At 63.6% G+C, this 24,766-nt stretch carries 24 protein-coding genes and 1 pseudogene; 16 read left to right on the plus strand and 9 right to left on the minus strand.

All coding sequences use genetic code 11. The annotated features are described in order from the left end of the window. Window positions 1-25: 25 nt before the first annotated feature. The 3 genes from gatA to I3253_RS08530 all read right to left on the minus strand — a co-directional run bounded on the left by gatA (window position 26) and on the right by I3253_RS08530 (window position 2,640). Entirely contained in the window at window positions 26-1,513 is a 1,488-nt protein-coding gene (gene gatA, locus I3253_RS08520) for an Asp-tRNA(Asn)/Glu-tRNA(Gln) amidotransferase subunit GatA (RefSeq protein WP_197917230.1), read from the minus strand. Then, entirely contained in the window at window positions 1,513-1,800 is a 288-nt protein-coding gene (gene gatC / locus I3253_RS08525; protein ID WP_197917231.1) for an Asp-tRNA(Asn)/Glu-tRNA(Gln) amidotransferase subunit GatC, read from the minus strand. The genes gatA and gatC overlap by 1 nt, the downstream gene beginning before the upstream one ends. Before the next feature lie 189 nt (window positions 1,801-1,989). Beyond that, window positions 1,990-2,640: a ceramidase domain-containing protein gene (locus I3253_RS08530; RefSeq protein WP_197917232.1), complete on the minus strand. Its 651-nt coding sequence runs from the start codon at window positions 2,638-2,640 to the stop codon at window positions 1,990-1,992. A 71-nt stretch (window positions 2,641-2,711) separates the two neighbouring features. Between I3253_RS08530 and I3253_RS08535 the strand changes: the two genes are divergently transcribed. The 6 genes from I3253_RS08535 to I3253_RS08560 all read left to right on the plus strand — a co-directional run bounded on the left by I3253_RS08535 (window position 2,712) and on the right by I3253_RS08560 (window position 8,475). After that, complete coding sequence (locus I3253_RS08535) at window positions 2,712-3,404, plus strand: metal-dependent hydrolase (protein ID WP_197917233.1); 693 nt, start codon at window positions 2,712-2,714, stop codon at window positions 3,402-3,404. A 6-nt stretch (window positions 3,405-3,410) separates the two neighbouring features. After that, window positions 3,411-4,394 carry an AtzH-like domain-containing protein gene (locus I3253_RS08540; RefSeq protein WP_197917234.1) on the plus strand — a complete coding sequence of 328 codons (984 nt, stop codon included), beginning with the start codon at window positions 3,411-3,413 and terminating at the stop codon, window positions 4,392-4,394. Then, the gene (locus I3253_RS08545) at window positions 4,391-5,365 is read left to right on the plus strand and encodes an adenylate/guanylate cyclase domain-containing protein (protein ID WP_197917235.1); all 975 of its coding nucleotides are present in this window, start codon (window positions 4,391-4,393) and stop codon (window positions 5,363-5,365) included. The genes I3253_RS08540 and I3253_RS08545 overlap by 4 nt, the downstream gene beginning before the upstream one ends. 298 nt (window positions 5,366-5,663) lie before the next feature. After that, window positions 5,664-6,329 carry an adenylate/guanylate cyclase domain-containing protein gene (locus I3253_RS20430; RefSeq protein ID WP_332255665.1) on the plus strand — a complete coding sequence of 222 codons (666 nt, stop codon included), beginning with the start codon at window positions 5,664-5,666 and terminating at the stop codon, window positions 6,327-6,329. Continuing rightward, a complete protein-coding gene (locus I3253_RS08555) occupies window positions 6,326-7,288 on the plus strand; it encodes a nuclear transport factor 2 family protein (protein ID WP_197917236.1) in 963 nt (320 codons plus the stop codon). The genes I3253_RS20430 and I3253_RS08555 overlap by 4 nt, the downstream gene beginning before the upstream one ends. Before the next feature lie 11 nt (window positions 7,289-7,299). Then, the gene (locus tag I3253_RS08560; RefSeq protein WP_197917237.1) at window positions 7,300-8,475 is read left to right on the plus strand and encodes a M24 family metallopeptidase; all 1,176 of its coding nucleotides are present in this window, start codon (window positions 7,300-7,302) and stop codon (window positions 8,473-8,475) included. Window positions 8,476-8,488: 13 nt separating this feature from the next. Here the strand turns inward: I3253_RS08560 and I3253_RS08565 are convergent, their stop codons facing one another. Beyond that, window positions 8,489-8,944 (minus strand): nucleoside deaminase, encoded by a 456-nt coding sequence (locus tag I3253_RS08565; protein WP_197917238.1) that lies wholly within the window; start codon window positions 8,942-8,944, stop codon window positions 8,489-8,491. Between the two features lie 64 nt (window positions 8,945-9,008). On the opposite strand from I3253_RS08565, the gene I3253_RS08570 reads away from it, so the two are divergent. Beyond that, window positions 9,009-9,803 (plus strand): pseudouridine synthase, encoded by a 795-nt coding sequence (locus I3253_RS08570; protein WP_197917239.1) that lies wholly within the window; start codon window positions 9,009-9,011, stop codon window positions 9,801-9,803. 245 nt (window positions 9,804-10,048) lie between these two features. On the opposite strand, the gene dnaE is transcribed toward I3253_RS08570, so the two are convergent. Then, a complete protein-coding gene (gene dnaE, locus I3253_RS08575) occupies window positions 10,049-13,567 on the minus strand; it encodes a DNA polymerase III subunit alpha (protein WP_197917240.1) in 3,519 nt (1,172 codons plus the stop codon). A gap of 378 nt (window positions 13,568-13,945) precedes the next feature. On the opposite strand from dnaE, the gene I3253_RS08580 reads away from it, so the two are divergent. From I3253_RS08580 to I3253_RS08610, 7 genes are all read left to right on the plus strand, one after another. Next, entirely contained in the window at window positions 13,946-14,875 is a 930-nt protein-coding gene (locus I3253_RS08580) for an AEC family transporter (protein WP_197917241.1), read from the plus strand. 43 nt (window positions 14,876-14,918) lie between these two features. Next, window positions 14,919-15,752, plus strand: a complete 834-nt coding sequence (gene fghA / locus I3253_RS08585; RefSeq protein ID WP_197917242.1) for an S-formylglutathione hydrolase — start codon at window positions 14,919-14,921, stop codon at window positions 15,750-15,752. A gap of 60 nt (window positions 15,753-15,812) precedes the next feature. Next, a complete protein-coding gene (locus I3253_RS08590) occupies window positions 15,813-16,004 on the plus strand; it encodes a hypothetical protein (protein ID WP_197917243.1) in 192 nt (63 codons plus the stop codon). 34 nt (window positions 16,005-16,038) lie between these two features. Beyond that, entirely contained in the window at window positions 16,039-16,497 is a 459-nt protein-coding gene (locus I3253_RS08595) for a YaiI/YqxD family protein (RefSeq protein WP_197917244.1), read from the plus strand. A 142-nt stretch (window positions 16,498-16,639) separates the two neighbouring features. Then, window positions 16,640-17,593, plus strand: a complete 954-nt coding sequence (locus tag I3253_RS08600; RefSeq protein ID WP_197917245.1) for a DMT family transporter — start codon at window positions 16,640-16,642, stop codon at window positions 17,591-17,593. Between the two features lie 74 nt (window positions 17,594-17,667). After that, window positions 17,668-18,291 (plus strand): HAD-IA family hydrolase, encoded by a 624-nt coding sequence (locus I3253_RS08605; protein WP_197917246.1) that lies wholly within the window; start codon window positions 17,668-17,670, stop codon window positions 18,289-18,291. Next, the gene (locus I3253_RS08610) at window positions 18,288-19,199 is read left to right on the plus strand and encodes an ornithine cyclodeaminase family protein (RefSeq protein ID WP_197917247.1); all 912 of its coding nucleotides are present in this window, start codon (window positions 18,288-18,290) and stop codon (window positions 19,197-19,199) included. The genes I3253_RS08605 and I3253_RS08610 overlap by 4 nt, the downstream gene beginning before the upstream one ends. 190 nt (window positions 19,200-19,389) lie before the next feature. On the opposite strand, the pseudogene I3253_RS08615 reads toward I3253_RS08610, so the two are convergent. Next, window positions 19,390-20,193, minus strand: a pseudogene (locus I3253_RS08615) (MFS transporter); the annotation flags it as partial. Window positions 20,194-20,333: 140 nt separating this feature from the next. On the opposite strand from I3253_RS08615, the gene zapE reads away from it, so the two are divergent. Then, window positions 20,334-21,398: a cell division protein ZapE gene (zapE, locus tag I3253_RS08620; RefSeq protein WP_197917249.1), complete on the plus strand. Its 1,065-nt coding sequence runs from the start codon at window positions 20,334-20,336 to the stop codon at window positions 21,396-21,398. Window positions 21,399-21,410: 12 nt separating this feature from the next. Here zapE and pobA read toward each other — a convergent pair whose 3' ends face one another. Continuing rightward, the gene (gene pobA / locus I3253_RS08625) at window positions 21,411-22,583 is read right to left on the minus strand and encodes a 4-hydroxybenzoate 3-monooxygenase (RefSeq protein WP_197917250.1); all 1,173 of its coding nucleotides are present in this window, start codon (window positions 22,581-22,583) and stop codon (window positions 21,411-21,413) included. A 56-nt stretch (window positions 22,584-22,639) separates the two neighbouring features. On the opposite strand from pobA, the gene I3253_RS08630 reads away from it, so the two are divergent. After that, window positions 22,640-23,542: a helix-turn-helix domain-containing protein gene (locus I3253_RS08630; RefSeq protein WP_197917251.1), complete on the plus strand. Its 903-nt coding sequence runs from the start codon at window positions 22,640-22,642 to the stop codon at window positions 23,540-23,542. On the opposite strand, the gene I3253_RS08635 is transcribed toward I3253_RS08630, so the two are convergent. Both I3253_RS08635 and I3253_RS08640 read right to left on the minus strand, forming a co-directional pair. After that, window positions 23,539-24,384 carry a class III extradiol dioxygenase family protein gene (locus tag I3253_RS08635; RefSeq protein ID WP_197917252.1) on the minus strand — a complete coding sequence of 282 codons (846 nt, stop codon included), beginning with the start codon at window positions 24,382-24,384 and terminating at the stop codon, window positions 23,539-23,541. The two genes, I3253_RS08630 and I3253_RS08635, sit on opposite strands and share 4 nt — an antisense overlap. A 12-nt stretch (window positions 24,385-24,396) precedes the next feature. After that, window positions 24,397-24,753 carry a protocatechuate 4,5-dioxygenase subunit alpha gene (locus tag I3253_RS08640; protein WP_197917253.1) on the minus strand — a complete coding sequence of 119 codons (357 nt, stop codon included), beginning with the start codon at window positions 24,751-24,753 and terminating at the stop codon, window positions 24,397-24,399. Window positions 24,754-24,766 lie beyond the last annotated feature (13 nt).

Here is a 24,766-nt window from a genome sequence, read left to right on the forward strand (position 1 = left end):
TGCTATTTCTTGCCTGGCAGCAGTTTTACCACCATTTCGCCGGTTTGGCCACAAACCCGGCGGCCTGTTCCAGGGCATAGGCCGTATTCAGCAGATCGCCCTCTTCCCAGGGCCGCCCGATCAGTTGCAACCCCAGCGGCAGCCCCTGCTTGTCCAGCCCCGCCGGCACCGCGATGCCGGGCAGACCCGCCAGGTTGACCGTGACGGTGAAGACATCGTTCAGGTACATCTTGACCGGGTCGGCCTCGCTCATCTCGCCCAGACCAAAGGCCGCAGACGGGGTGGCCGGGGTGAGGATCGCGTCGACACCCTGCGCAAACACGTCCTCGAAATCTTTCTTGATCAGCGCACGCACCTTGCGGGCGCGGTTGTAATAGGCGTCATAAAAACCGGCCGACAGCACGTAAGTGCCCACCATCACGCGGCGCTGCACCTCGTGGCCGAAACCTTCGGCGCGGGTTTTCTCGTACATCTCGGTAATGCCGTCGCCCTGTGCTAGCGTGGCGCGGTGGCCATAGCGCACGCCGTCATAGCGCGCCAGGTTGGACGAGGCCTCGGCAGGGGCGATCACGTAATAGGCGGGCAGCGCGTATTTCGTGTGCGGCAGCGAGATGTCGACAATCTCGGCGCCGGCGCCTTTCAGCATCTCGCGCCCTTCGGCCCAAAGCGCGTCGATCTCGGCGGGCATCCCGTCCATGTGATATTCCCGGGGGATACCGATCTTCTTGCCACGAATGTCGCCGGTCAGCATCGCCTCGAAATTCGGCACCGGGATGTCTGCGCTGGTGCTGTCCATCGGGTCATGGCTGCACATGGTTTCCAGCATGATCGCCGCGTCGCGCACGTTTTTCGTCATCGGCCCGGCCTGATCCAGCGACGAGGCAAAGGCCACGACACCCCAGCGCGAGCAGCGCCCGTAGGTGGGCTTGATGCCGGTGATGCCGGTAAAGGCGGCGGGCTGGCGGATCGAACCGCCGGTATCGGTGCCGGTGGCCGCAAGACACAGATCGGCCGCCACCGCGGCGGCGGAGCCGCCCGAAGAGCCGCCCGGCGTCAGCGCCGTGTCTTCATTGCCCCGGCGCCACGGATTGACCGCGTTGCCATAGACAGAGGTTTCGTTGGACGAGCCCATGGCGAATTCGTCCATGTTCAGCTTGCCCAGCATCACCGCACCCGCATCGAACAGGTTCCGGGTGACGGTGGATTCATACTCGGGCACGAACCCTTTGAGGATGCCGCTTGCCGCCTGGCTTGGCACGCCCTTGGTGCAGAACAGATCCTTGATGCCCAGCGGCAGGCCGCACATGTCCGGCGCGTCGCCCATGGCGATGCGGGCATCCGCCGCCCTGGCCTGTTCCAGCGCCAGTTCGGGCGTGTTGTGCACAAAGGCGTTCAGCGCGCCGGCGCCTTCGATGGCGTCCAGACAGGCCTGGGTGAGATCCACCGAGGTCAGATCGCGGCTGCGCAGTTTGTCACGGGCTTCGGCCAGCCCCAGCTTGTTCAGATCGCCCATCACTCCACCACCTTCGGGACTGCGAAAAAGCCTTCGCGCGCGTCCGGCGCGTTGGCGAGGATCCTGTCCTGTTGATTGCCGTCCGTCACCACGTCCTGACGCCGCTTGAGGCGCATCGGCGTGACCGAGGTCATCGGCTCCACGCCGCTCACATCCACTTCGTTGAGCTGTTCGATGAAGCCCAGGATCGTGTTGAATTCCTGCGCCAGCGCGGGCAGCGCGTCTTCTTCGACCCTGATGCGCGCCAGCTTGGCAACGCGCGCGGCGGTGTCCTTGTCAATCGACATGAGCGAGGTCTCTCCGGTTGCAACTTGACCACAGCCTTTACCGCCCCGCCCGGCGCGGTGCAAGCGGTTGGCCGGGCATTCCGGCCCGATCCGGCGCGCGGGTCCGCGACGGGGGCCATGGGGGGGCGCTGCCCCCGTCGCCTTTGGCGACTCCCCCGGGATATTTGGGGCCAAAAGAAGAGCGCGGGGTCAGTGCTGTCGGATCACGTGCCGCCTGTAGACCTCGATCATCCAGCCCAGCATGACTGCGTTCAGGATATGCCACAGGAAATGCGTGCCCGGCGGCCAGGCGGCGCAGAGCGGCGCATCGAGGCTGCGCAGGGTGAGGGACACGCTCAGAATCGCCGCGCCGAGGCCGAGGCCGCGGGCTGTTTCGGGCAGGCGGGCGCGCAGCAGCAGCGCATAGAGCGCGATCAGGAGCGGCACCGGCCAGTAGAAGGCCGATCCGCCGATCAGGGGGATTTGCGCAAACAGCGGGATGGTGAGGGCGGCAAAGGGGAAGAACAGCAGGGTCGCGCCCAGCGCGGGCCAGGGGCGCAGCCCCCAGAAGGCGCGGTTCGCGGCGGCGATGTAGAGCAGGACAAACAGGGCGATCGGCACGGTGTCGGCCAGACCGGCCCAGACCCGGGCATGGGTGTGGAACAGGTAGCTGCCGATCCCGATAGCCGCCAGCACCCCGACCAGACCCCGCGCCACCCCCAGGCCCGGCCCCTGCACCCGGCGCCACATCACCCAGGCCGCCACCAGAAACGCCAGATTTGTCAGGGCGTTGACCGGTTCGGCCCAGTATTGTGGCCCCAGCCGCTCGCAATAGCTGTCTACGCTGCGCGTCCAATCCATCTGCTGTCTTCCCTCACGGGTTTGCCGTGCTAGTCTGGTGCCAGCCCATTTCAGACACAGGGAGAGTCATCATGCAAATCATCTGGCTTGGCCATGGCAGCTTTCGCATCGAAACCGGCGACAAGGTGCTGTTGATCGATCCGTGGCTCACCGGCAACCCGGTCCTGCCCGAAGACCGGCACGAGGCGGCGGTGGCGGGTGGCACGCACCTGATCCTGACCCATGCGCATTTCGATCACGTGGCCGACATGCTGCCGCTGGCGCGCAAGCTGGGTGCGCCCATGGTGGGCCAGTACGATCTGATGTCCTATTGGAACGAACACGAACATCTGGACACCATTGGTTTCAACAAGGGTGGCACGGTGGATCTGGGCGGTGTGCAGCTTTCGATGGTGCCCGCCTCGCACAGTTCCACTTTCGCGGGCGATGACGGTCCCAGGGCGGCCGGATCCGAGGTGGGGTACATGCTGCGGGCCGAGGGCAAGACGGTCTATGTTTCCGGCGACACCGACATCATGGCCGACATGGATTGGATGGGGGCGTATTACAAACCCCAGATCGGCATCCTGTCGGCGGGGGGGCATTTCACCATGGACATGAAGGCCGCCGCCTATGCCGCGAGGCGCTATTTCAATTTCCAGACAGTGATTCCCTGCCATTACAGGACCTTCCCGATTCTGGAACAGGGCGCGGAAGATCTGCGCGCCGGATTGCCGGGGGTCGAGGTGATCGAACCCGAGGTGATGCTGGCGATCGAGGTCTGACCGGCGATGGCCACGCTTGCCGACACAGAGTTCGACGCCTCCCCGGAGCTGGGCGCCATCGTGCGCCGGTACCTTGCGGCCTATGGCGGCAATGACGTTGAGACGCTCTTGAACCTGTTCAGCGACAGCCCGGCGGTGTTCTATCAGGGCACTGCCGAAAACGAGCTGTGGGACGGGGCGACATTGCGCGCGATCATGCCCGCCTATGTGCAGACAAAGCCCCAATTCGCGCTCGACCGGCTGGAGGTCAACGCCTTCGAGCGGGGCGACACCGGCTATGCGGTTTTCCGGGTCGAGATCACCTTTACCACCGGCAAGACGGCGGTGGTGCGCGGCACGCATCTTTTTCGCCTGGAGCGCGGGCAATGGCGGCTGGTGCACGCACATCATTCAAGCCCCCGCCCCAATACCGAGAACATGGGCTATGAGGCCAGGGGCGTCGAAGAGCTTTTGCAGGCCGCGACAGATACGCCGCTGGATATCGGCCAGACCGGCATGGCCTCGGTCATGTTCACCGATATCGTCGACAGTTCGGCCATTGCCGAAACCGTTGGCGACACGGTCTGGAGCGGCGCGGTCAAACGCCATCTGGAAACCCTGTCAGACCTGATTTCGGCAGGGGGTGGCCGGCTGATCAAGACGTTGGGCGACGGCACCATGTCAACCTATCCCAGTGCCCGCCAGGCGCTTCAGACGGCGCGCGACATCCAGACCGCCATGGCGGCAAGCCAGCAGGAACCGCGCCTGCCCCTGCGGGTTGGCATTCACACCGGCGAAGTGGTCGATGCAGGCGACGATTTCTTCGGCACGGTCGTCAACAAGGCGGCGCGCGTCGCGGCGCTGGCGGGGCCTGCGGAAATCTGCCTGTCGGATGCCACCCGGATCATGGTCGGCACCGCGCCCGAGTTTGCCTTTGGCGAAGCCGTGGCCGTGAAACTCAAGGGGCTGGAGGGCGAACACATGATCTATCGGCTTGCGTGGCAGGCATGAGCGGTGTCAGGCCATCCCCTGAATTGCTGGCCGTGGCGCGGCGCTGGATCGCCGCCATCCCCAACCGCAGGCCCGACGAACTGCGCAACCTGCTGACCGACCACGATCATCTGCTGTTCGTGGGCACCGGCGATGACGAATTGTGGCGCGGCGGCGCGGTGCGCGACGGGGTCGCGGAATTCTTCGGCGTGATCCCGGATCTCGTCAGGCACGAGGAAACCTTTGCCGAGGCCCATGAAAATGGCGGCACGGGCTGGGCCGTTCTGAACCACGAGCTGATCTTCGCCAATCAGCCCGACCGCCTTTTCAATGTGCGCACAACGCTGGTCTTCGTTCTGGAAGGCGGGACGTGGCGCATCGTGCACCGTCACGGGTCGGTGCCGATCCCGAATGCCACGATGACCGGCACCGAACAGACCGCGATTGCCGATCTGGTCGCCGCAGCGCGTCAGGGATTCGCCCTGGATCAGCGCGCTGGCTTCGCCTCGGTCATGTTCACCGATATCGTGAATTCCTCGCGCATCGCCTCGGTGATGGGCGACCGGCTCTGGTCGTCCGAGGTCGCCCGCCATTTCGCCGCCCTGCGCCGGATCATCGAGGACGCGGACGGGCAATTCGTCAAGTCCCTCGGCGACGGCACCATGTCCAGCTTTCCCGATCCGGTCCATGCCCTGCGTGCTGCGCAAGCGATCCTGACCGCTGTCGCCGGTTCCGACGGGCCGTCCATCGCGCTGCGCATCGGTATTCATACCGGCCCCGTCGTCCAGACCGACGCCGATTTCTTCGGAAACGTCGTGAACAAGGCGGCCCGCATCACTTCGGTCGCGGAACCGGGCGAAATCCGGGTGTCGGATGCAACCCGCGACCTTGTCGAGCCCGGTGCCGGCCTTGCCTTTTCGCTCCCCATTGCCACGGTCCTCAAGGGTTTCGACGGCGATCACACGACCTTTCGGCTGGAGTGGCGCGCATGATCCGGCCATCCCCCGAATTGCTGGCCGTGGCGCGGCGCTGGTTCCGGGCGGTGATCGAACGGCAGGACGGCCAGCTAAAGCATTTTATGTCCAGGGGCGACGTGCTGCGCTTTGTCGGCTCTGCCCAGGGCGAAACATGGTCGGGCCCCGCCGTGCGCAAGGCCATTGACGCCCATTTCGCCGAGATCCCGAACGTTCTGAAATACGAAGAGATATTTGCCGAGGCCCATGAAAAGACGGAATCGGCTGGACGTTCTTTGTCAACAGGTTCTGGTTCGAAACCCGCGCCGACCCGATCGTGTTTCACTCTACGCTGGTGTTTGTTCTGGAAGACAACGCCTGGAAAATCGTCCTGCGTCATGCCTCGGTGCCTGCACCCAACAAGGACACCACCGGGCACGAACACGCGGCGATCCAGGCGCTGGTCGATGCGGCGCTACAGGGCTTCTCGCTGGGCCAGCGCGAGGGGCTGGCCTCGGTCATGTTCACCGATGTTGTCGACAGTACCACATTGGCCAATGCGCTGGGGGATCGCGCCTGGTCGTCGCGCATGGGCGCGCATTTCGCCGAAATCCGCCGGATCATCGAAACCCATGGCGGGCAGTTCGTGAAATCGCTGGGCGACGGCACCATGTCCAGCTTTTCCTCCGCCCGCGCCGCGCTTTCGGCGGCGGTGGAGATCCAGCGCGCCATGGCCGCGCGGGCCGAAGAACCGGTGCTGCACCTGCGCATCGGCCTGCACACCGGCGACGTGGTGCAATCGGATGACGAATTCTTCGGCAACGTCGTGAACAAGGCCGCCCGCATCACCGCCATGGCCGAGCCGGGCACGATCCGGGTCTCCGACACCACCCGCGCCATGGTCGGCGGCTGCGGCGATCTTGCCTTCACCGCCCCGCGGGTCGTCAGGCTCAAGGGGTTCGACGGCGACCATGCCACACATGCGCTGGACTGGGCGCCATGATCCGTCCCTCGCCCGAGATCGCCGCCATCGTGCGCCGCTTTACCAGCGCCATCCGCACCCATGCCGTGGCCGACCTGCCGCATTACTTCAGCCAGGACGAGGCGGTGGTCTATATCGGCACCGCCGACGGCGAAATCTGGCAGGGCCCGATCATACGCGACGGCATCTCCGCCCATATGGCCGAGATTCCCGACTTCACCGAAACCGACGTGGACATCGCCGCCTTTGAAAACGGCGAAACCGGCTGGGCGCATTACAGCAGCAGGTTTCACTTTGCCCGGACCGGCGCCACCGGCTCCCACCGCGCCACCTTTGTTTTCGTCCTCCAGCAGGGCAGCTGGAAAATGATCCAGCATCACATCTCCGAAGCGACCCGGAACATGCCAAAGCTGGGCATCGAACACACCGCCTTTCAGGCGCTTCTCACAGCCGCTCAGGCGGCCAACCACGATTTTGGCACCGAGGGTCTTGCCTCGATCATGTTCACCGACATCGCCGGGTCCACCCGACTGGCCGCCATGGTCGGCGACAGGATGTGGATGCAGGTGCTTGACCGGCACATGGGGATCATCCGCGCCTGCCTGTCCGATCACGGCGGCGAACTTGTCAAATCGCTGGGCGACGGCACGATGAGCGCCTTCCCCTCGGCCCGCAACGCGCTGACGGCGGCGCTTGACCTTCAGGCGCGGGTCGCCGCCGCGCCCGAAGAGCCCGCCCTGGCGCTGCGCATCGGCATCCATACCGGCGAGGTGATCCGCGCCAGCGACGATTTCTTCGGCACCGTCGTCAACAAGGCCGCCCGCGTGGCCGATTCCGCCGCGCCCGGTGAAATCCGCGTCACCGACGCCGCGCGCCTGATCGCCGGGGAGGACGCCAGCCTGCACTTCACCGATCCCGACAACCGCCCGCTCCGGGGCCTGCCGGGAACCCATCTCACCTATCGCCTGACACCCCCCTGAAAGGAGCGCCCATGCCCGCCAGCGATTTCACCCCTGCGGAATACGCCACCCGCCTCGCCAGGACCCGCGCCGCCATGGCCGCGCAAGGCATCGATACGCTGATCGTCGCGGATCCGTCCAACATGGCCTGGCTCACCGGCTATGACGGGTGGAGCTTCTATGTTCCCCAGGCCGTCATCCTGCACCTGTCGGGCGAACCGCTCTGGTGGGGCCGCACCCAGGACCGCCCCGGTGCCGCGCAAACCACCCGGCTGCCCGCCGACAACCTGCTCGACTGGCCCGAAGAGCATGTCCAGCACCCCGATCACCACCCCTACGAGTCACTGGCCGATCATCTGCGGGCCCGTGGCTGGACCCGCGCCATCGGCGTCGAGATGGACAATTATTACTATTCCGCCAGATCGCATCAGGTGTTGCTGGATGCCTTTGGCGCCGACCGGATCACCGACGCCACCGGCCTCGTGAACTGGCAGCGCGCGGTCAAAAGCCCGGCCGAACTCGACATGATGCGCAAGGCCGGGCAACTCACCGCCCATATGCACACCACCCTGCGCGCCGGGTTCCATCCCGGGCGCCCCAAACACGAACTGGTGGCCGAGGTACAGGCCGCAGGCGTCTCGGGCCTGCCCGGCATCGCCGGCGACTATGCGGCCATAGCCCCAATTGCCCCTTCGGGCACCGAGGCATCGGCCTCGCATATCACCTGGAACGATCGTCACCTTGTCGCGGGCGAAGCCACCTATTTCGAAATCTCGGGCTGTTATCACCGCTATCACTGCCCGGTCAGCCGCACGCTCTACCTTGGGGACCCCCCCGCCGATATCCGCCGCGCCGAAGAGGCGATTCTCACCGCCATCACCGACACATTCGCCGCCGCGCGCCCCGGCGCCACCTGCGAAGAGGTGGCCGCCCGAGTCTATGAAAGCTTTGCCCGCGCGGGCTATGTCAAAGGCAACCGCACCGGCTATCCGGTCGGGCTCAGCTACCCGCCCGACTGGGGCGAACGCACCATGAGCCTGCGCCCGGGCGACACCACGCCGATCCGGGAAAACATGACCTTCCACCTGATGCCGGGGCTGTGGACCCCGGACTGGGGCGTGGCGATCACCGAAACTTTCGTGGTCACGCCCGAGGGCGGCCAGCCGCTGGCCGATGTCCCGCGCGAAATTTTCGTGCTGCCCGCCTGATCCTGTTCTGCTCCTACTCTGCGCGGCGCGCCGCGAAGAACGCCCGGAGCAGCGCCTCTGACTCGCGCGCGCCAATCCCGTCATACAGCTCGGGCACGTGGTGGCTTTGGGGATGGGCAAACACCCGTGGCCCCTGCGCCAAGCCCCCCGATTTGGGATCGGCGGCACCATAATACAGCCGCGCGATTCGTGCCTGGCTGATGGCGCTGGCGCACATCGGGCACGGCTCCAGCGTGACATACAGATCATGGTCCGCAAGACGCTCGCTGCCCAGCGCCCGGCACGCCGCGCGCAGCGCCACGATCTCGGCATGGGCCGTGGGATCACACCATTCCCGCGTCCGGTTGCCCGCCGCCGCAACCACTTCGCCTTCGGGCGACACGATCACCGCGCCCACCGGCACCTCGCCGCGTCCCGCCGCCGCGCGCGCCTCTTCCAGCGCCAGGTCCATGTAGCTCTTGAACACCATGCCCCCATCACTGCCCCGCCTTGCCCCCTTTCGCAATCCCCCAAACCCCGCTAGAGGGAAGGGCATGACCCAGAACAGCCCGAAATCCGATACCCCCGCCGGTGATCGCATCGCCAAGGTCCTGGCCCGTGCCGGGGTCGCCTCGCGCCGCGAGGCCGAACGCATGATCGAGGCCGGGCGCGTGTCCGTGAATGGCCGCAAACAGACCAGCCCGGCGCTGAACGTAACCGCCAGCGACCGCATCACGGTAGACGGCAAACCGATCGCCGAACCCGAACCGGAACGGATCTGGCTTTATCACAAGCCGATCGGGCTGGTGACATCCAACAAGGATGAGAAGGGCCGCGAAACGATCTTTGACCGCCTGCCCGACACGCTGCCGCGCGTCATGACAGTGGGGCGGCTCGACATCAATTCCGAAGGGCTCCTGCTGCTGACCAATGATGGCGGCGTCAAGCGCAAGCTGGAACTGCCCGCCACCGGCTGGCTGCGCCGGTATCGCGTGCGTATCAATGGCCGCCCGACCGAGTCCACCTTTGCCCCGCTGCGCGAGGGCATCGTGATCGACCGCGAGCATTTCCAGCCCATGGAAATCACGCTTGACCGGCAGCAAGGCGCCAATGCCTGGGCCACGATCGGCCTGCGCGAGGGCAAGAACCGCGAGATCCGCCGCGCGATGGAGGCGATCGGCCTGACCGTCAACCGCCTGATCCGCGTATCCTACGGCCCGTTCCAGCTGGGCAATCTCAAACCGGGCGAAGTCGAGGAAGTGCGCCGCCGCATCGTGCGCGACCAGCTTGGCCTGGATGGTGCCAGGCCCCCCGAGACCCGCAGGAAACCCGTGCGCCGCCGGCGGTAAGCCAGCGCCCGGCAACGCCGATACCTTACGCGGCGGCCCGCCCTGTCGCGGCCTCGGGTATCAAGCGGGACATATGAACAAACCCTTGCGCCCGCCGCGTTAACACATGGCTTTTCAGGCCCCGCACGCGGGCGATACCGTCGCAATACCGACGTGATACCGACGCAAGGCCGATCCCCCGACCCTTGCAAAACAAGGCCGTTAACCATCGAATCACAGGTAGGGCCGAAACTCCGGGGCGCGGCTCAGTATTCCTCGACCGCCATCACCCCTTCCAGCGATTTCAGCGCGCCCTTGATCTGCGGGTTCACCGGGAATTTCGCCTTCAGATCCATCTCCACCTCGCCGGGCAGTTCCGGGTCCAGCAGGCACAGCATCACCGGCCCGCGCGGGCTTCCCTTCAGGCTTTCCGCCGCGCCCTGCAACACGTTGGCCACCGGTCTGACCGCCCCGGCATCCTCCAGGAATATCTTCAACCCCGCCGAGCCCGCATCCGCCACAAACTGATCCAGCGGCACGATATTCTGCGCCAACAGCTTGAGCTGATCCGCCTCCACCTCGGCCTTGACCGTCACCACAACCTTTGATCCGGTCTCCAGATGTTCGCGGCATTTTTCAAGCGTGTCGCTGAAGATCGTCACCTCGAAGGCGCCGGTCGTGTCGCTCATCTGGGCAAAGGCAAACCGGTTGCCGCGCTGCGACTTGCGCTCTTGCCGCCCCGAGACACGCCCGGCCAGTTTTTCGATACAGGCCCCGCCCCGCGCCTTCTCCATCAGCTCGTCCAGCGTTGGCACCTTCTTGCGCCGAAGCGCCGGCAGATAATCCTCAAGTGGATGACCTGAAAGGAAAAATCCGATTGCCTTGGCCTCTTCATCCAGCTTCTCAGCGGGCAGCCAATCCCCCACGGGCGACAGGCGCGGCTCGGGCAGATCGTCCCCGGCCTCGCCAAACAGCGATACCTGGTTGCTGTCCTTCTGCTCGTGGATCGCCGCCGAATAGGCGACCAGCGCATCCAGGCTTTCCAGCACGCGCCGCCGGTTCGGATCCAGCCCGTCAAACGCCCCTGACCGCGCCAGCATCTCCAGCGGGCGCTTGCCCACCTTCTTCAGATCCACCCGGCGCGCGAAATCGAACAGCGTGGCAAAAGGCTTGTCCACCCCGTCCACGCTGCGCCCCGCAACCACCAGCCTCATCGCCTCGACGCCCACATTCTTGAGCGCCCCCAGCGCATAAACCAGCGCCCCGTCCACCACCCGGAACGTCGCGTCCGACCGGTTCACGCAGGGCGGCACATAGGGCAGCTTCAGCGCCTTTTTCACCTCTTCGAAATACACGGCCAGCTTGTCCGTCAGGTGAATATCGCAGTTCATCACCCCGGCCATGAACTCGACAGGGTGGTTCGCCTTCAGCCACGCCGTCTGATAAGACACCACCGCATAGGCCGCCGCGTGCGACTTGTTGAACCCGTAATTGGCGAATTTCTCCAACAGGTCGAAGACCTCCGACGCCTTTTTCGCCGGCACACCGTTTTCCGCCGCGCCCTTCTCGAACTTGGGCCGCTCGGCGTCCATCGCCTCCTTGATCTTCTTGCCCATCGCCCGACGCAACAGGTCCGCACCGCCAAGCGAATACCCGGCCATGACCTGCGCGATCTGCATCACCTGTTCCTGATAGACGATAATGCCTTGGGTTTCCTCAAGAATATGGTCGATCAGCGGGTGCACCGATTCAATCTCGCGCTGCCCGTTCTTGACCTCGCAATAGGTCGGGATGTTCTCCATCGGCCCCGGGCGATACAGCGCCACCAGCGCCACGATGTCCTCGATACAGGTGGGCTTCATGCGCTTGAGCGCATCCATCATGCCCGTCGATTCCACCTGAAACACGGCCACCGTCTTGGCCGAGGCATAAAGACCATAGGTCGCCTCGTCGTCCAGCGGGATGGCGTTGATCTGGTTCTCCGCCCCCTCCGCCGGCTCGTATAACTGCCGGCCATCCGCCGCCACATGCAGCGGCCGCCCGCTGGCGTGGATCTGCTCGATCGCGTTCTGGATCACCGTCAGGGTTTTCAGGCCCAGAAAGTCGAACTTCACCAGCCCGGCCTGCTCGACCCATTTCATGTTGAACTGGGTCGCGGGCATGTCCGAGCGCGGATCCTGATACAGCGGCACCAGCGCATCCAGCGGCCGGTCGCCGATCACCACCCCGGCGGCATGGGTCGAGGCATTGCGCAACAGCCCCTCCACCTGCTGGCCATAGGTCAGCAACCGGTCCACAACCTCTTCGTTGCGCGCTTCTTCGCGCAGACGCGGCTCCTGCTCCAGCGCCTCCTTGATGCTGACCGGCTTCACCCCCTCCACCGGGATCATCTTGGACAGCCGGTCCACCTGCCCATAAGGCATCTGCAACACCCGTCCGATATCGCGCACCGCCGCCTTGGACAGCAACGCACCAAAGGTGATGATCTGCCCCACCCTGTCGCGCCCGTATTTCTCTTGCACATAACGGATCACCTCTTCCCGGCGATCCATGCAGAAATCGATGTCAAAATCCGGCATCGACACCCGTTCCGGGTTCAAAAACCGTTCGAACAGAAGGTTATAGCGCAGCGGGTCAAGATCGGTGATGGTCAGCGCATAGGCCACCAGCGACCCGGCCCCCGAGCCCCGCCCCGGCCCCACCGGAATATCATGATCCTTGGCCCACTGGATGAAATCCGCCACAATCAGGAAATAGCCCGGAAACCCCATCCCCTCGATGATATCCAGCTCGAAATCCAGCCGTTGCTGGTACTCCTCCACGCTCACCGCATGCGGGATCACCGCCAGCCGCGCCTTCAGGCCCTCATTGGCCATGCGCCGCAACTCGGCCACCTCGTCATCGGCGAATTTCGGCAGGATCGGATCACGCCGATAGGCCATGAACGCACAGCGACGCGCAATTTCCACCGTGTTTTCAATTGCTTCAGGCAGATCCGCAAACAGCGTTGCCATCTCCTGCTGGCTCTTGAAATAGTGCTGCGGCGTCAGGCGGCGACGGCCCTCCTGCTGGTCCACATAGGCGCCTTCCGCGATACAGATCAGCGCGTCATGCGCCTCGTACATCCCGGTTTGCGGGAAATACACGTCATTCGTGGCCACCAGCGGAATGTCCATCCCATAGGCCATTTCGACAAAGCCGCGTTCGGTCAGCCGTTCCGCCTCGGGCTGGCCGGTCTCGCCCGGATGACGTTGCAATTCCACATAAAGCCGGTCGCCATAGATCCCGTGCAACCGGCGCATGAATGCCTCCGCCGCCCCGCGCTGGCCTTGCCGCAACAGCCGCCCCACCGGCCCGTCCGGCCCGCCGCTCAGACAGATCAGCCCCTGCGAATGCGCCTCCAGCTCTTCCAGCGTGACCTGCGGCAACTGCCCGCCCTTGTCCACATACAGACAAGACGACAGCTTCATCAGATGTTCATACCCGGCTTCGGTCTGCGCCAACAGAACCACCGCCGCCGGTGCAGGCGCCTGATTGCGCCCGGACTGATCCGGGTCGGGCATGGCCACATCCACCTGGCAGCCGATGATCGGCTGAATACCCGCGCCGCTGGCCGCAACGGAAAACTCCAGCGCGCCAAACAGGCTGTTCGTGTCCGTCACGGCCACCGCCGGCATGTCCATGTCGGCGCAGATGCCGGGCAGTTTCTTCAACCGCACCGCGCCCTCCAGCAAAGAGTATTCGGTATGGGTTCTCAGGTGAATGAATCGGGGGTCACTGCTCATGCCGCCACGCTATCCCAGCCCGTGTGGCGGGGAAATCCCCCGAACGCCGAACAGCCCGAAAAAGCCTCGCTCCTAGGGTCAGGACTCATTAATCCTGCACCACTGGCGCCAAATCCACGAAATCTCGGGGGTTTGGCGCGCGCCGGACATAGTGGCTCTATTTCCAAGCGTGCCAAGCCGCTGAAATGAAGTGGATTTGGCGTCCTGCGGATTTGACGGATTTGCCGCCTGACGTCCTTTCAATGCCTTGAAATAGAACCACTATTCCTGCGGCATTGTACGTAGTCAGACAGCAAATCAGTCAAACCAGTGGCGCAGGATTAATGGGTCCTGACCCTAATCCATTGACCATGTCGTGTATCCTGCTACCAAGTTCACATGTTAGCGATCTTTCTGAAGACCATTCCCTTCTTTGCGCTGATCGGGCTGGGCTACTGGGCCGGGCGCACCCGGTTTTTCAGCGAAGAGGCCACCGCCTATCTTACCAAGTTCGTGTTCTACTTTGCACTTTCGGCGATGTTGTTCCGCTTTGCCGCCAATCTCAGCATGGGCGACATCCTGAACTGGAAACTGGTGGGCGCCTATCTCTGGGGCACGGCGGTGGTCTATGCCATCGCCTCTGGCGTGGCCTTCCTGCGCAGGCTCGACGTGCAAACGGCCGCGATCGAGGCACAATGCGCGGTGATCGGCAATGTCGGCTTTCTGGGCGTGCCCATGCTGGTGCTGCTGCTGGGCGAACAGGCCATCGGCCCGGTCATGCTGGTGCTGGCGGTCGATCTTATCGTGTTTTCCAGCCTGATCGTCATCCTGATCACCGGGGCGCGCGACGGGCGGATGAGCCTTGGCATCCTGCGCACCGTCGGTCTGGGCCTGATAAGGAACCCCATGATCGTCGCGATCTCGTCGGGGCTGATCTGGTCGGCGCTGGAAATCCCCATTCCCGGGCCGATGAACGAATTTCTCGGCATTCTCGGGGGCGCGGCCACACCCGGCGCGCTGTTTGCCATCGGCGCGTCACTGGCCTCCAAATCCGCTGAGCGCGTGCAGATCGCGCTTTGGCTTTCGGGGTGCAAGCTGGTGCTGCATCCTTTGTTCGTCGCCATCGCCGTGCTCTGGCTGTTCCCGATCGATGCCTATTCCGCCGGCGTGGTGATCGCCGCCGCCGCGCTGCCCGTGGCGGGCAACGTCTATATCCTTGCCCAGCATTACGGCGTGGCGCCCCACCGGGTTTCGGCGGCGATCCTCTTCTCCACTCTGTTCTCCGTGGCCACGGTTTCGGTTGTCATTGCATGGGTCAGCCAAACCTGACATCGTGCCTCTGAAATTCGCGAATGACAGGGGAATAGCAGCCATGGAAACCATTTCGGAAAACCGTGCCTTCGGCGGCATTCAGGGCGTGTATTCCCACCTGTCGCAAACCTGCCGCTGCGAGATGACCTTTGGCCTTTTCCTGCCGGAAGAAGCCCAGTTCGGCCCGGTGCCGCTCTTGTGGTATCTTTCAGGCCTGACCTGCACCCACGAAAACGCCATGGTCAAGGCCGGGGCCCAGCAATGGGCCGCCGAACAGGGCATTGCATTGATTTTTCCCGACACCTCGCCGCGCGGCGACAAGGTGGCAGACGATCCCGAATACGATCTTGGCCAGGGCGCCGGGTTCTATGTGAATGCCACCCGCAAACCCTGGGCGCCGCATTACAACATGTGGGATTACATCGCCGAAGACCTGCCCTCGATGGTGCAGGAAAAATTCCCGCTCGACATGACGCGCCAGTCGATCATGGGCCACTCCATGGGCGGACATGGCGCGCTGACGCTGGCCATGTCCCTGCCCGGCCGCTACCGCTCGGTTTCGGCGCTGGCGCCCATCGCCAACCCCACCGCCACCGACTGGGGCACCAAACAGTTGCGCGCCTATCTGGGCGACAACCCGGCGGACTGGGCCGCCCATGACAGCACCGCGCTGATGCGCGAGCGCGGCTTTGACGGACCAATGCTGATCGACACCGGCGCCGCCGATCCGTATATCGACATGCTCCGCCCCGAAGCGCTCGCCGCCGCCATTGCCGAACGCCGCCAGCCCGCCACCTTCCGGCTGCACAAGGGCTATGACCACAGCTATTTCTTTGTGTCGACCTTCATGGAAGACCACGTCGCCTTCCATGCCGAGGCGCTTTATGCGGACTAGCCCTCTTGATCCGACATCGGTTCACACGCAAGATCACCTCAACGAACAGGAGGATTATCCATGGCAACATATCGCTGCAGTTCCTGCGGAATGGGCGTGAACGCCGAATGCGCAGACTGTCACGAGCCGCTCGTCAACGACACCCTGACCAAGGATGACGGCACGTCGGTGCAGATCTCGAAATGCCCCAAATGCGAGGGCAAGATCAAATCGCCCATGTGCTGTGGCGAAGACATGACCTGCGCCGTCTGACCGGCACACCGGCTCAGACGCGAGTGGTGCGCAGATGATCAAAGTTTATGTCGATGCCGATGCCTGCCCGGTGCGGGCCGAGGCCGAACGTGTCGCCACCCGCCACCGTGCGCCGATGTTCGTGGTTTCCAACGGCGGCCTGCGCCCCTCGCCCAATCCGCTGGTGGAAAACGTGATCGTGCCCGACGGGCCGGACGTGGCCGACATGTGGATCGCCGACCGCGCCGGGCCGGGTGACGTGGTAATCACCGCCGACATCCCGCTGGCCGCGCGCTGCGTCGAAAACGGCGCGCGGGTGCTGAAACCCAATGGCGAATCGCTGACGGCGGCCAATGTCGGCAATGCCCTTGCCACCCGCGACCTGATGACCGATCTGCGCGCCGCCGACCCGTTTCGGCAGGGCGGTGGCAAACCTTTCTCCAAGGCCGACCGCTCCCGCTTCCTGGACGCGCTCGAACGCGAAATGCGCGCCGCGTCCCGCGGCACGGCCTGACACCGGGCACACCACCGCCGTTCCCCCTGGCCACGGGGTGGGCGGGTGGGCGTGGCCAGGGGGGACGGCGCTGCCCCGGATTTCTGCGATCCCTGTCGTTTTTTCGCTAGACCGCATCCTGGGCGGCGGGCCAACTGCGCCCATGACCAATCGCTTTCCCCTTGGCCCGCTTTCGGCGCTGCTCGCCACGTTTTTCTTTTCGATCAACGACGTTACGATCAAGTTCCTTTCCGGCGATTACGCCCTGCATGAAATCGTCCTGATCCGCTCTTTGATCGGGCTGTCCCTGCTGTTGCTGATCATCGTGCCGCTGGACGGCGGTTTCAGGGTGCTGCGCACCCGCCGCCTTGGAATGCACCTGATGCGCGGTGCCTGCGTGGTGTTCGCCAACACCACCTTCTTTCTTGGCCTCTCGGTTCTGCCGCTGGCCGACGCGGTGGCCGTCTTCTTTGTCTCGCCCCTGATCATCACCCTGTTTTCCGCCATTTTCCTCGGGGAAAAGATCGGGCCACGCCGCATCTTCGCCGTTCTTGCCGGTCTGCTCGGCGTTCTGATCATGGTCCGCCCCGGCGGTGACAGCTTCAATGCCGCGCTTCTCTTTCCCATCGCCGCCGCCGTGGCCTATGCCGCGCTGCACATCATGACCCGCAAGATCGGCGTGACCGAAAGCGCCGCCACCATGTCGGTCTATATCCAGCTTGTGTTCATCGTGATGTCCGGCGCTGTCGGCCTTACCCTGGGGCATGGCGCCTACGAGTCCGGTGGCGCAAGCATGTTCGATTTCCTGCTGCGCGGCTGGTTCTGGCCCGCCGCACCGGACTGGCCCCTGCTGGCCCTGCTTGGCCTTGCCAGCGCCTGTGGCGGCTTCTTCATCAGCCAGGCCTACCGTATCTCCGAAGCCAGCCTGATCGCGCCTCTGGAATATGCCGCCATGCCCATGGCCGTGGCCTTTGGCGTGATCGTGTTCGGCGAATGGCCCCAGCCTCAGACATGGGCCGGCATGGCGCTGATCATCGGCGCGGGCCTGTTCGTGTTCTGGCGTGAAAGCCGTGTCAGCCCCGTGGCCGGCGCACAACACCCCCGCACCCGCCGCTGACGGGAATTGCCACTTTCCCCCGGGCCATCCGCCGCCTAATCTGCACAGCGAACAGCGCCACCACCGGAGCCCCAATGCCCCAGATCGACGCGGTAATCTTCGACATCGGCAATGTGCTGATCGAATGGCAGCCCGAAAACTTCTATGATCGCGCCATCGGGCCGGATCGCCGCCGCGCCTTCTTTGCCGCCACCGACATGCACCGCCATCACGAGGAAATCGACCGGGGCGCCTCCCTGCCCGGCATGATCCGGCGCCTGATCCCGCGCTATCCCGAATGGCAGGCCGAACTGCGCATGTGGCACGACAACTGGAACGACCTCGCCGCCCCCGCCATCCCCCATTCCGTGCGCCTGCTTGAGGCGCTCAAACGCAACGGCGTGGCGGTTTTTACCCTGACCAATTTCGGCCATGACAATTTTCCGCTCTCGCAACAGGCGTTCCCCTTCCTGACGCTGTTTGACCGCGAATATGTCTCGGGCCGCCTGAAGCTGATCAAACCCGACCCGGCGATCTTCGAACATGTCGAACGCGATTGCGGCCTGTCCCCTGACCGGCTCCTCTTTGCCGACGACCGCGCCGACAACATCGCCGCCGCCGCCGCGCGGGGTTGGCAGACGCACCATTTCACCAATCCCCAGGGCTGGGCCGACCGCCTCGTGGCCGAGGGGCTGCTTAGCGAGGAAGAGGCCCAATGACCACGATCATCCCCTTTGCCCAAGGCGAAAGAAATCTCGACTGGCTGGATCTCACCGACGCGCTTGCGGCCGGTCATGCCCTGCCCCGGGCCGAAATTTCCGACAGCTTCCTCTATCGTGGCAAGGATACGCTGCTGCAACGCCAGGCCTGGATTGACGGGTTGGGCATCGCGGTGAAATCCGCCACCGTCTTTCCCGGCAACCCGGCCCGGAACGTGCCCATGATCCACGGCGCCGTCACCCTGTTTGACGACACCCACGGGCGGCTGGAGGCGCTGCTGGACTTCCACCTCGTCACCAAGTGGAAGACCGCCGGTGACAGCCTTCTGGCCGCGCGCCGGCTTGCCCGGCCCGACAGCCGCAATATCCTGATCGTCGGCGCGGGCACCGTGGGGCGCAACCTGCACGCCGCCTATTGCGCCGCCTTCCCGGACGCATCCTTTGCCGTGTGGAACCGGACCCCCGCAAATGCCGAGAAAATGGCGTCCGAAATCAAGGGGATGTCGGTGGCCACCGATCTGCAAACCGCCATGCGCCGGGCCGACATCATCACCTGCGCCACCATGTCCACCGAGCCCACATTGCGCGGCGACTGGCTGCAACCGGGCCAGCATGTCGATCTGATCGGCGCCTACCGTCCCGACATGCGCGAGGCCGACGACACCGCGCTGCGCCGGGCGCGGGTGTTTGTCGACAGCTTCGACACCACGCTCGACCATATTGGCGAGCTCAGGATCCCGCTGGCATCCGGCGCCATCGCCCGCGATCACGTGTTGGCCGATTACTATGCGCTCGATGACTTCCGGCGCGGATCGGACGACGAAATCACCCTCTTCAAGAATGGCGGCGGCGCCCATCTCGACCTGATGACGGCCCGCTTCATCCTCGACCGGTTCACCCCCCCGTAGGCTGCCCGGTCCCCGCGCAACGCGCGCAACGTCAACCGGGCCGATCCGCGATTCAAGACCGACGTAATACCGACGTGATACCGACGCATTGCCGAAGCCGCTTTTTAACGCGATCCCAACGCGTTAACCCCGATTCGCCCGCGCGTCAGATCCCCCCGGCCAATTCCCGCCGCTCCCGGATCGGCAAATGCAGGATCACACTCAGCACACCCACCGCGGATGGTGTCGTCAGCCCAAGGCGGGCCAGCAAACCCAAGGGGTCAATCGCGGCGCTCGCCTTGGTGATCATCGCCGGGAAATGCGCCGTGATGAACCCCAGCTGATAGCCGCAGCTGAAAAACCCCAGAAAGATCAGCGTGTAGGACGGATCACGAAACGCCCGTCCAGGGATCGCCGCCATGCTCTCTTCCAGTTCGGCCCGGCTGACCGCGGGCGCGCGCATCATCGGCAAAAGCAGCAGGGTTGCCAGCACCGTCGCGGCAAACACCAGGAACGTGGTTTGCCAACTGGCAAAAGACAGCATCCACTCGGCCAACGGCGGACCAACAATCTGCCCGACCGAGCCGGCAACCGTGACCATGGCCAGCGCCATGGACCGGTTTTCGTCCGTGCTGGCACGCCCCACAACCGCCAGAACCACACCGAATCCGGTTCCGGCAATCCCGAAACCCACAAGAATTTCATAGAGTTGATGGGCCTCCGGGCTGACCGCCCAGGACGACAGCACCAGCCCTGCCGCATAGACGAACGCGCCAATGACGATCGCGCGCCGATCCCCGATCCTTTCGGCCAGCGCCCCGAAAACCGGCTGTCCGATCCCCCAGGCCAGATTCTGTATCGCAATCGCCATCGAGAATTCGCTGCGCAGCCAGCCGAACTCGGCGGCAATCGGGATCTGGAACACGCCAAAGCTTGCCCGGATGCCAAACGACACCAGAACAATGATGCACCCGACCAGCAGGACCGGTGTGAAAAGAGGGGCCTTCTGCGCCATGTCCGGGCTCCTGTTGCGCTCTGATCACGATGCCCGCGCGCCTTTTGCCGGTCAATTCAGCATTTGTTCATCAATACATAACATCCTGTCATGACATAGCGTATCTTCCCCTTGCTCTCAGCATTGGCTAAGTCAGGGGCATGAGCACCCTGCCACAGATATACGCCGCCAAAATCGCCGCCGGTGACCTGCACGCCGACGCGGCGCAAGAGGCGGTCCTGCCGCAATTCGAACGCATCCGCGCGGAATTGGCCAAGCCGGTGAAAAAGGGCTGGTTCCGCAAATCCGCTCCTGATCCTATCCAGGGACTTTATCTTTGGGGGGGTGTCGGGCGCGGCAAGTCCATGCTGATGGACCTGTTTGTCGAGTCGCTGGACGTGCCTGTGCGGCGCGTGCATTTCCATGCCTTCATGCAGGAGATACACGAGGCCATGCATCAGGCCCGTCAACGCGGGGTCGAGGATGCAATTCAACCCGTCGCCAGGGCGGTGTCCGACAATGTGCGCCTTCTGGCCTTTGACGAAATGCAGATCACCGACATCACCGACGCGATGATTGTCGGGCGCCTGTTCGAACAGCTGTTTCAGGCGGGCACCGTCATCGTCACCACCTCCAACCGCGTGCCGGGCGATCTGTACAAGAACGGGCTCAATCGCCAGCTGTTCCTGCCTTTCATCGACCTGATCAAGCAACATCTGCGCGTCTGGGAGTTGGTCAGCCCGCATGACTACCGCCAGAACCGCCTGTCTGGCAGCCCGGTTTACTTTGTTCAGGCCGGCACCGAGGCCCGCTCCCAGATCCGCGGCATCTGGACCGATCTGACCGGCGGCGCCGCGCAACCGCTTATTCTTACCGTCAAGGGGCGGCAGATCGAACTGCCCGCCTACCGCAACGGCATCGCCCGCGCGACCTTCTTTGACCTGTGTTCAAGAATGCTGGGGCCAGGCGATTACCTGGCCATCGCAAATGCCGTCAAGGTATTGATTCTGGAAGATATTCCAAGGTTATCCCGGCACAATTTCAACGAGGCCAAACGCTTTGTCACCCTGATTGACGCGCTGTACGAGGCCCGCGTGCGGCTGATCTGTTCGGCTGCCGCGGAACCGGAAATGCTCTATGTCGAGGGCGAGGGCACGTTCGAGTTTGAACGCACCGCCAGCCGTCTGCGCGAGATGCAGGATGCACAATGGGGTCAGCAAGGCTGACCCCGCAGGCGCCTAAAACGGTAGCCCCACATAATTTTCCGCCAGCGAGCTCATCGCCGCCTCGGAGGAAAACAGGTATTCCATCTCGATCTGCTGAAGCCGCTGGTCATAGGCGATATTGTCCGGGAAATTGTGCAGCATCGATGTCATCCACCAACTGAACCGCTGCGCCTTCCACACCCGCGCCAGCGCTTTTTGCGAATAGGCTTCCAGCCCGCTGTCATCCCCGTTCAGGTAATGCCCCAGCATGGCGTGATACAGGTAATAGATGTCGGAGGCCGCCGAATTCAGCCCCCGCGCGCCCGTCGGCGGCACAATATGCGCCGCGTCGCCCGCCAGGAACAGATTCCCGTAACGCATTGGTTCCGCAACAAAACTCCGCAACGGAGCGATGGATTTCTCGATCGAGTCGCCGGTTTCCAGCTTGTCTGACACCTCATCGGGCAAGCGCCGCTTCAGTTCGGCCCAGAAAGCATCGTCAGACCAATCCTCGACCGTATCGGTCAGCGGCACCTGAATGTAATACCGGCTCAGCACCTGGCTGCGCAGCGAGCAAAGCGCAAATCCGCGCGCGTGTTTGGCATAGATCAGTTCTGGCGAAACGGGCTTGGTGCGGCTCAGCACCCCCAGCCAGCCAAACGGGTACACCTTTTCGTATTCCTTCAACACATCCGACGGGATCGATTTCCGGCTGACCCCGTGAAACCCATCCGCCCCGATAACGAAATCGCAATCAATACGCACGATATTGTCCCCGTCGCGATAGGTCACATGGGGTTTTTCGGCTTTCAGATCATGCAGCTTCACGTCCTCGACATTGTGGATGACGGTGCCGTTCATCTTGTCGCGCGCTTCATAAAGATCACGGGTCAGTTCGGTCTGCCCATACACAACCACCGAATTGCCACCTGAATACTTGTGCAGATCCACCCGGTTCATCTCACCTTCGTTGGCGATATAGAACCCTTCGTGAATCTCGCCCTCCCTGTCCATGCGTTCGCCGCACTGGGCCTCACGCATCAGTTCGGCAAACCCGTGCTCCAATACCCCGGCGCGAATCCGTCCCAGCACGTATTCCCGGCTCTGGCGTTCCAGAACCACGGTATCGATGCCCTTCAGGTGCAACAACTGCGACAGCATCAGCCCCGACGGCCCGCCGCCAATGATACAGACTTGGGTCTTCATTCTCCCGTCCTCCTCCTGAGAATGGGGAAGTGTGGCCCGGATTTTGCCCGGATTGAATGGACCAGAGCGCCCACAACTGGTACAATTCGAACATGAGCGATCCGCGCGGCAGCCCCATTCTGAACTACAACCTTTTCGGAGAGACCGGCGACCTGCCCGATGTGGTGCATTGCGAAACCATCGAGGCCCGGTCGCGCTTGCATGACTGGGAATTCGCCCCCCATCGCCATGCCCGCCTGCATCAGGTTCTGCTGTTGGAAAACGGGGCCGGACGGGTAACGCTCGACGGCGAACCGCACCTGATCTCACCCGGCTCACTTGTCAATGTTCCAACGGGTATCGTGCATGGGTTCGCCTTTGATCCCGACACGCGCGGTCACGTCATTACACTGGCCGCCGAGATCCTGGACGAGACCCTGCGCCCCTCGGAAGGGTTGGCGCAGATCCTGTCCCGCCCAACCGTGCATCCCGCCCGGCCCGAGATCACCCGGACGATCCTGGAAATCTCAACTGCCTTTGCCGGTCGCGCCTTTGCACGCGCCCATATCCTGCGAGCACAGTGCGCACTTTTGCTTGGACATATCGCACACGCACTGGCGCAAAACACGGACAAGCCCGACGCCGCCGCAAAGCCCGGTCTTCTGACCCGCTTCGAAACCCTGCTAGACTCCCATTTCCCCGATCACTGGAGGGTGGCGGATTATGCCAACGCCCTTGCTGTCAGTCCCACCCATCTCAGCCGCGTCACCCGCGCCGCCACCGGGCGTCCGGCCACTCGGCTGATCGAGGAACGCATCATCCGCGAGGCCCGGCGCAATCTGGTCTACACGAACCTGCCGGTCTCAACCATTGCCTACACGCTGGGCTTCGAAGACCCGGCCTATTTCAGCCGCGTCTTTTCCCGTGCGACCGGCCTGAGCCCGCGCGACTTTCGCCGCCGCGCCGCGCCCCCTGCCTAGCCGCATTCGATCAACAACGTGCCCGCCCCGGTATTGGAAATCGGGATGTGATAGTTCCGCGTCAGCTCGGTCACATCATCGCCCAGCGCCCCGCGCATCATCATCCACATCAGGAATTCGGTCCCCTGCGCCCCCGCCTTTTCCACCAGTTCCATCCGGCTGATCCTGGTCAGCTCCTCGGGATTATGCACGATATTGTTCAGGCAATATTCGTCAAATTCACGGTTGATGAACCCGGCCCGCTCGCCGTCCAGCTGATGGCTCAACCCGCCTGTGCCCAGCACGACAATCTTCGCATCCTCGGGAAAACTCAGCAGCGCCTTGCGCAACGCCTTGCCAAAATCCAGCGCCCGTTTCAGCGTCGGGATCGGGTGCTGCACCGTGTTGGCGCTGATCGGCACCGCGCGCGGCATGTCCGGGTTGTTCGGCGCCCCCGGCCAGAACAGCTGCATCGGCACGACGAACCCGTGATCCACCGGCAATTCCTGACACGACGTGATGTCGAATTCATCCGCCACCATCGACTCGATGATATGCCAGCTCAACTCCGGCGCACCGGGAAAGGGCGGCAATTCGGGCAACCCCCAACCCTCATCCTCGTTGCGATATTCATGCGCCGCGCCAATCGCAAAGGTCGGCATTTGGTCCAGGAAAAACCCCAAACCGTGATCATTGTAGATGTTGATCACATAGTCGGGTTTGTTCGCCTTCACCCACTCATGCACCTTGGGATAGCCGTCAAAAAACGGCTTCCAATAGGGATCGTCATACAATTCGTTCTGGATCGCGTTGCCCACCGCCGGAATATGCGAGGTGGTGATCCCGCCCAAAATCTTGGCCATGATACGCCCTCCTCAGGCCTGACTTTTCAGAAAATCCTTGAATTCCTCGGTACTGCGCCCGGTCTGAAGCCCGCCCACATCCTGCACCGACAGCTTGAAAATCCCGGCCAGCTTGGCAAGGTAATAGATGTTCCCTCCCGCCTCGATCATGCCCAGGATATCGCGGCTGCGGATCGCCTCTTTCTGCGGGTCGGTCAGCCCGAATGCCGCCATGTAACCCTCTTCATCCGCGGCAAAGGCATCGCGGTTCTCTTTCTTGTTGAACGAGTAGCACATCTTGTTGAGCGCATAGCCCTTCATGGCCTGTTTGCCGTCAAAGATCGTCGTCCCCGGAATGTCGATGTGATAGTCATAGCCCGGCTGATCCATGGGTCTCTCCTTT

Origin of the sequence: Thiosulfatihalobacter marinus (genome assembly GCF_016019955.1) — a bacterium.
GTDB lineage: Bacteria > Pseudomonadota > Alphaproteobacteria > Rhodobacterales > Rhodobacteraceae > Shimia > Shimia marinus_A.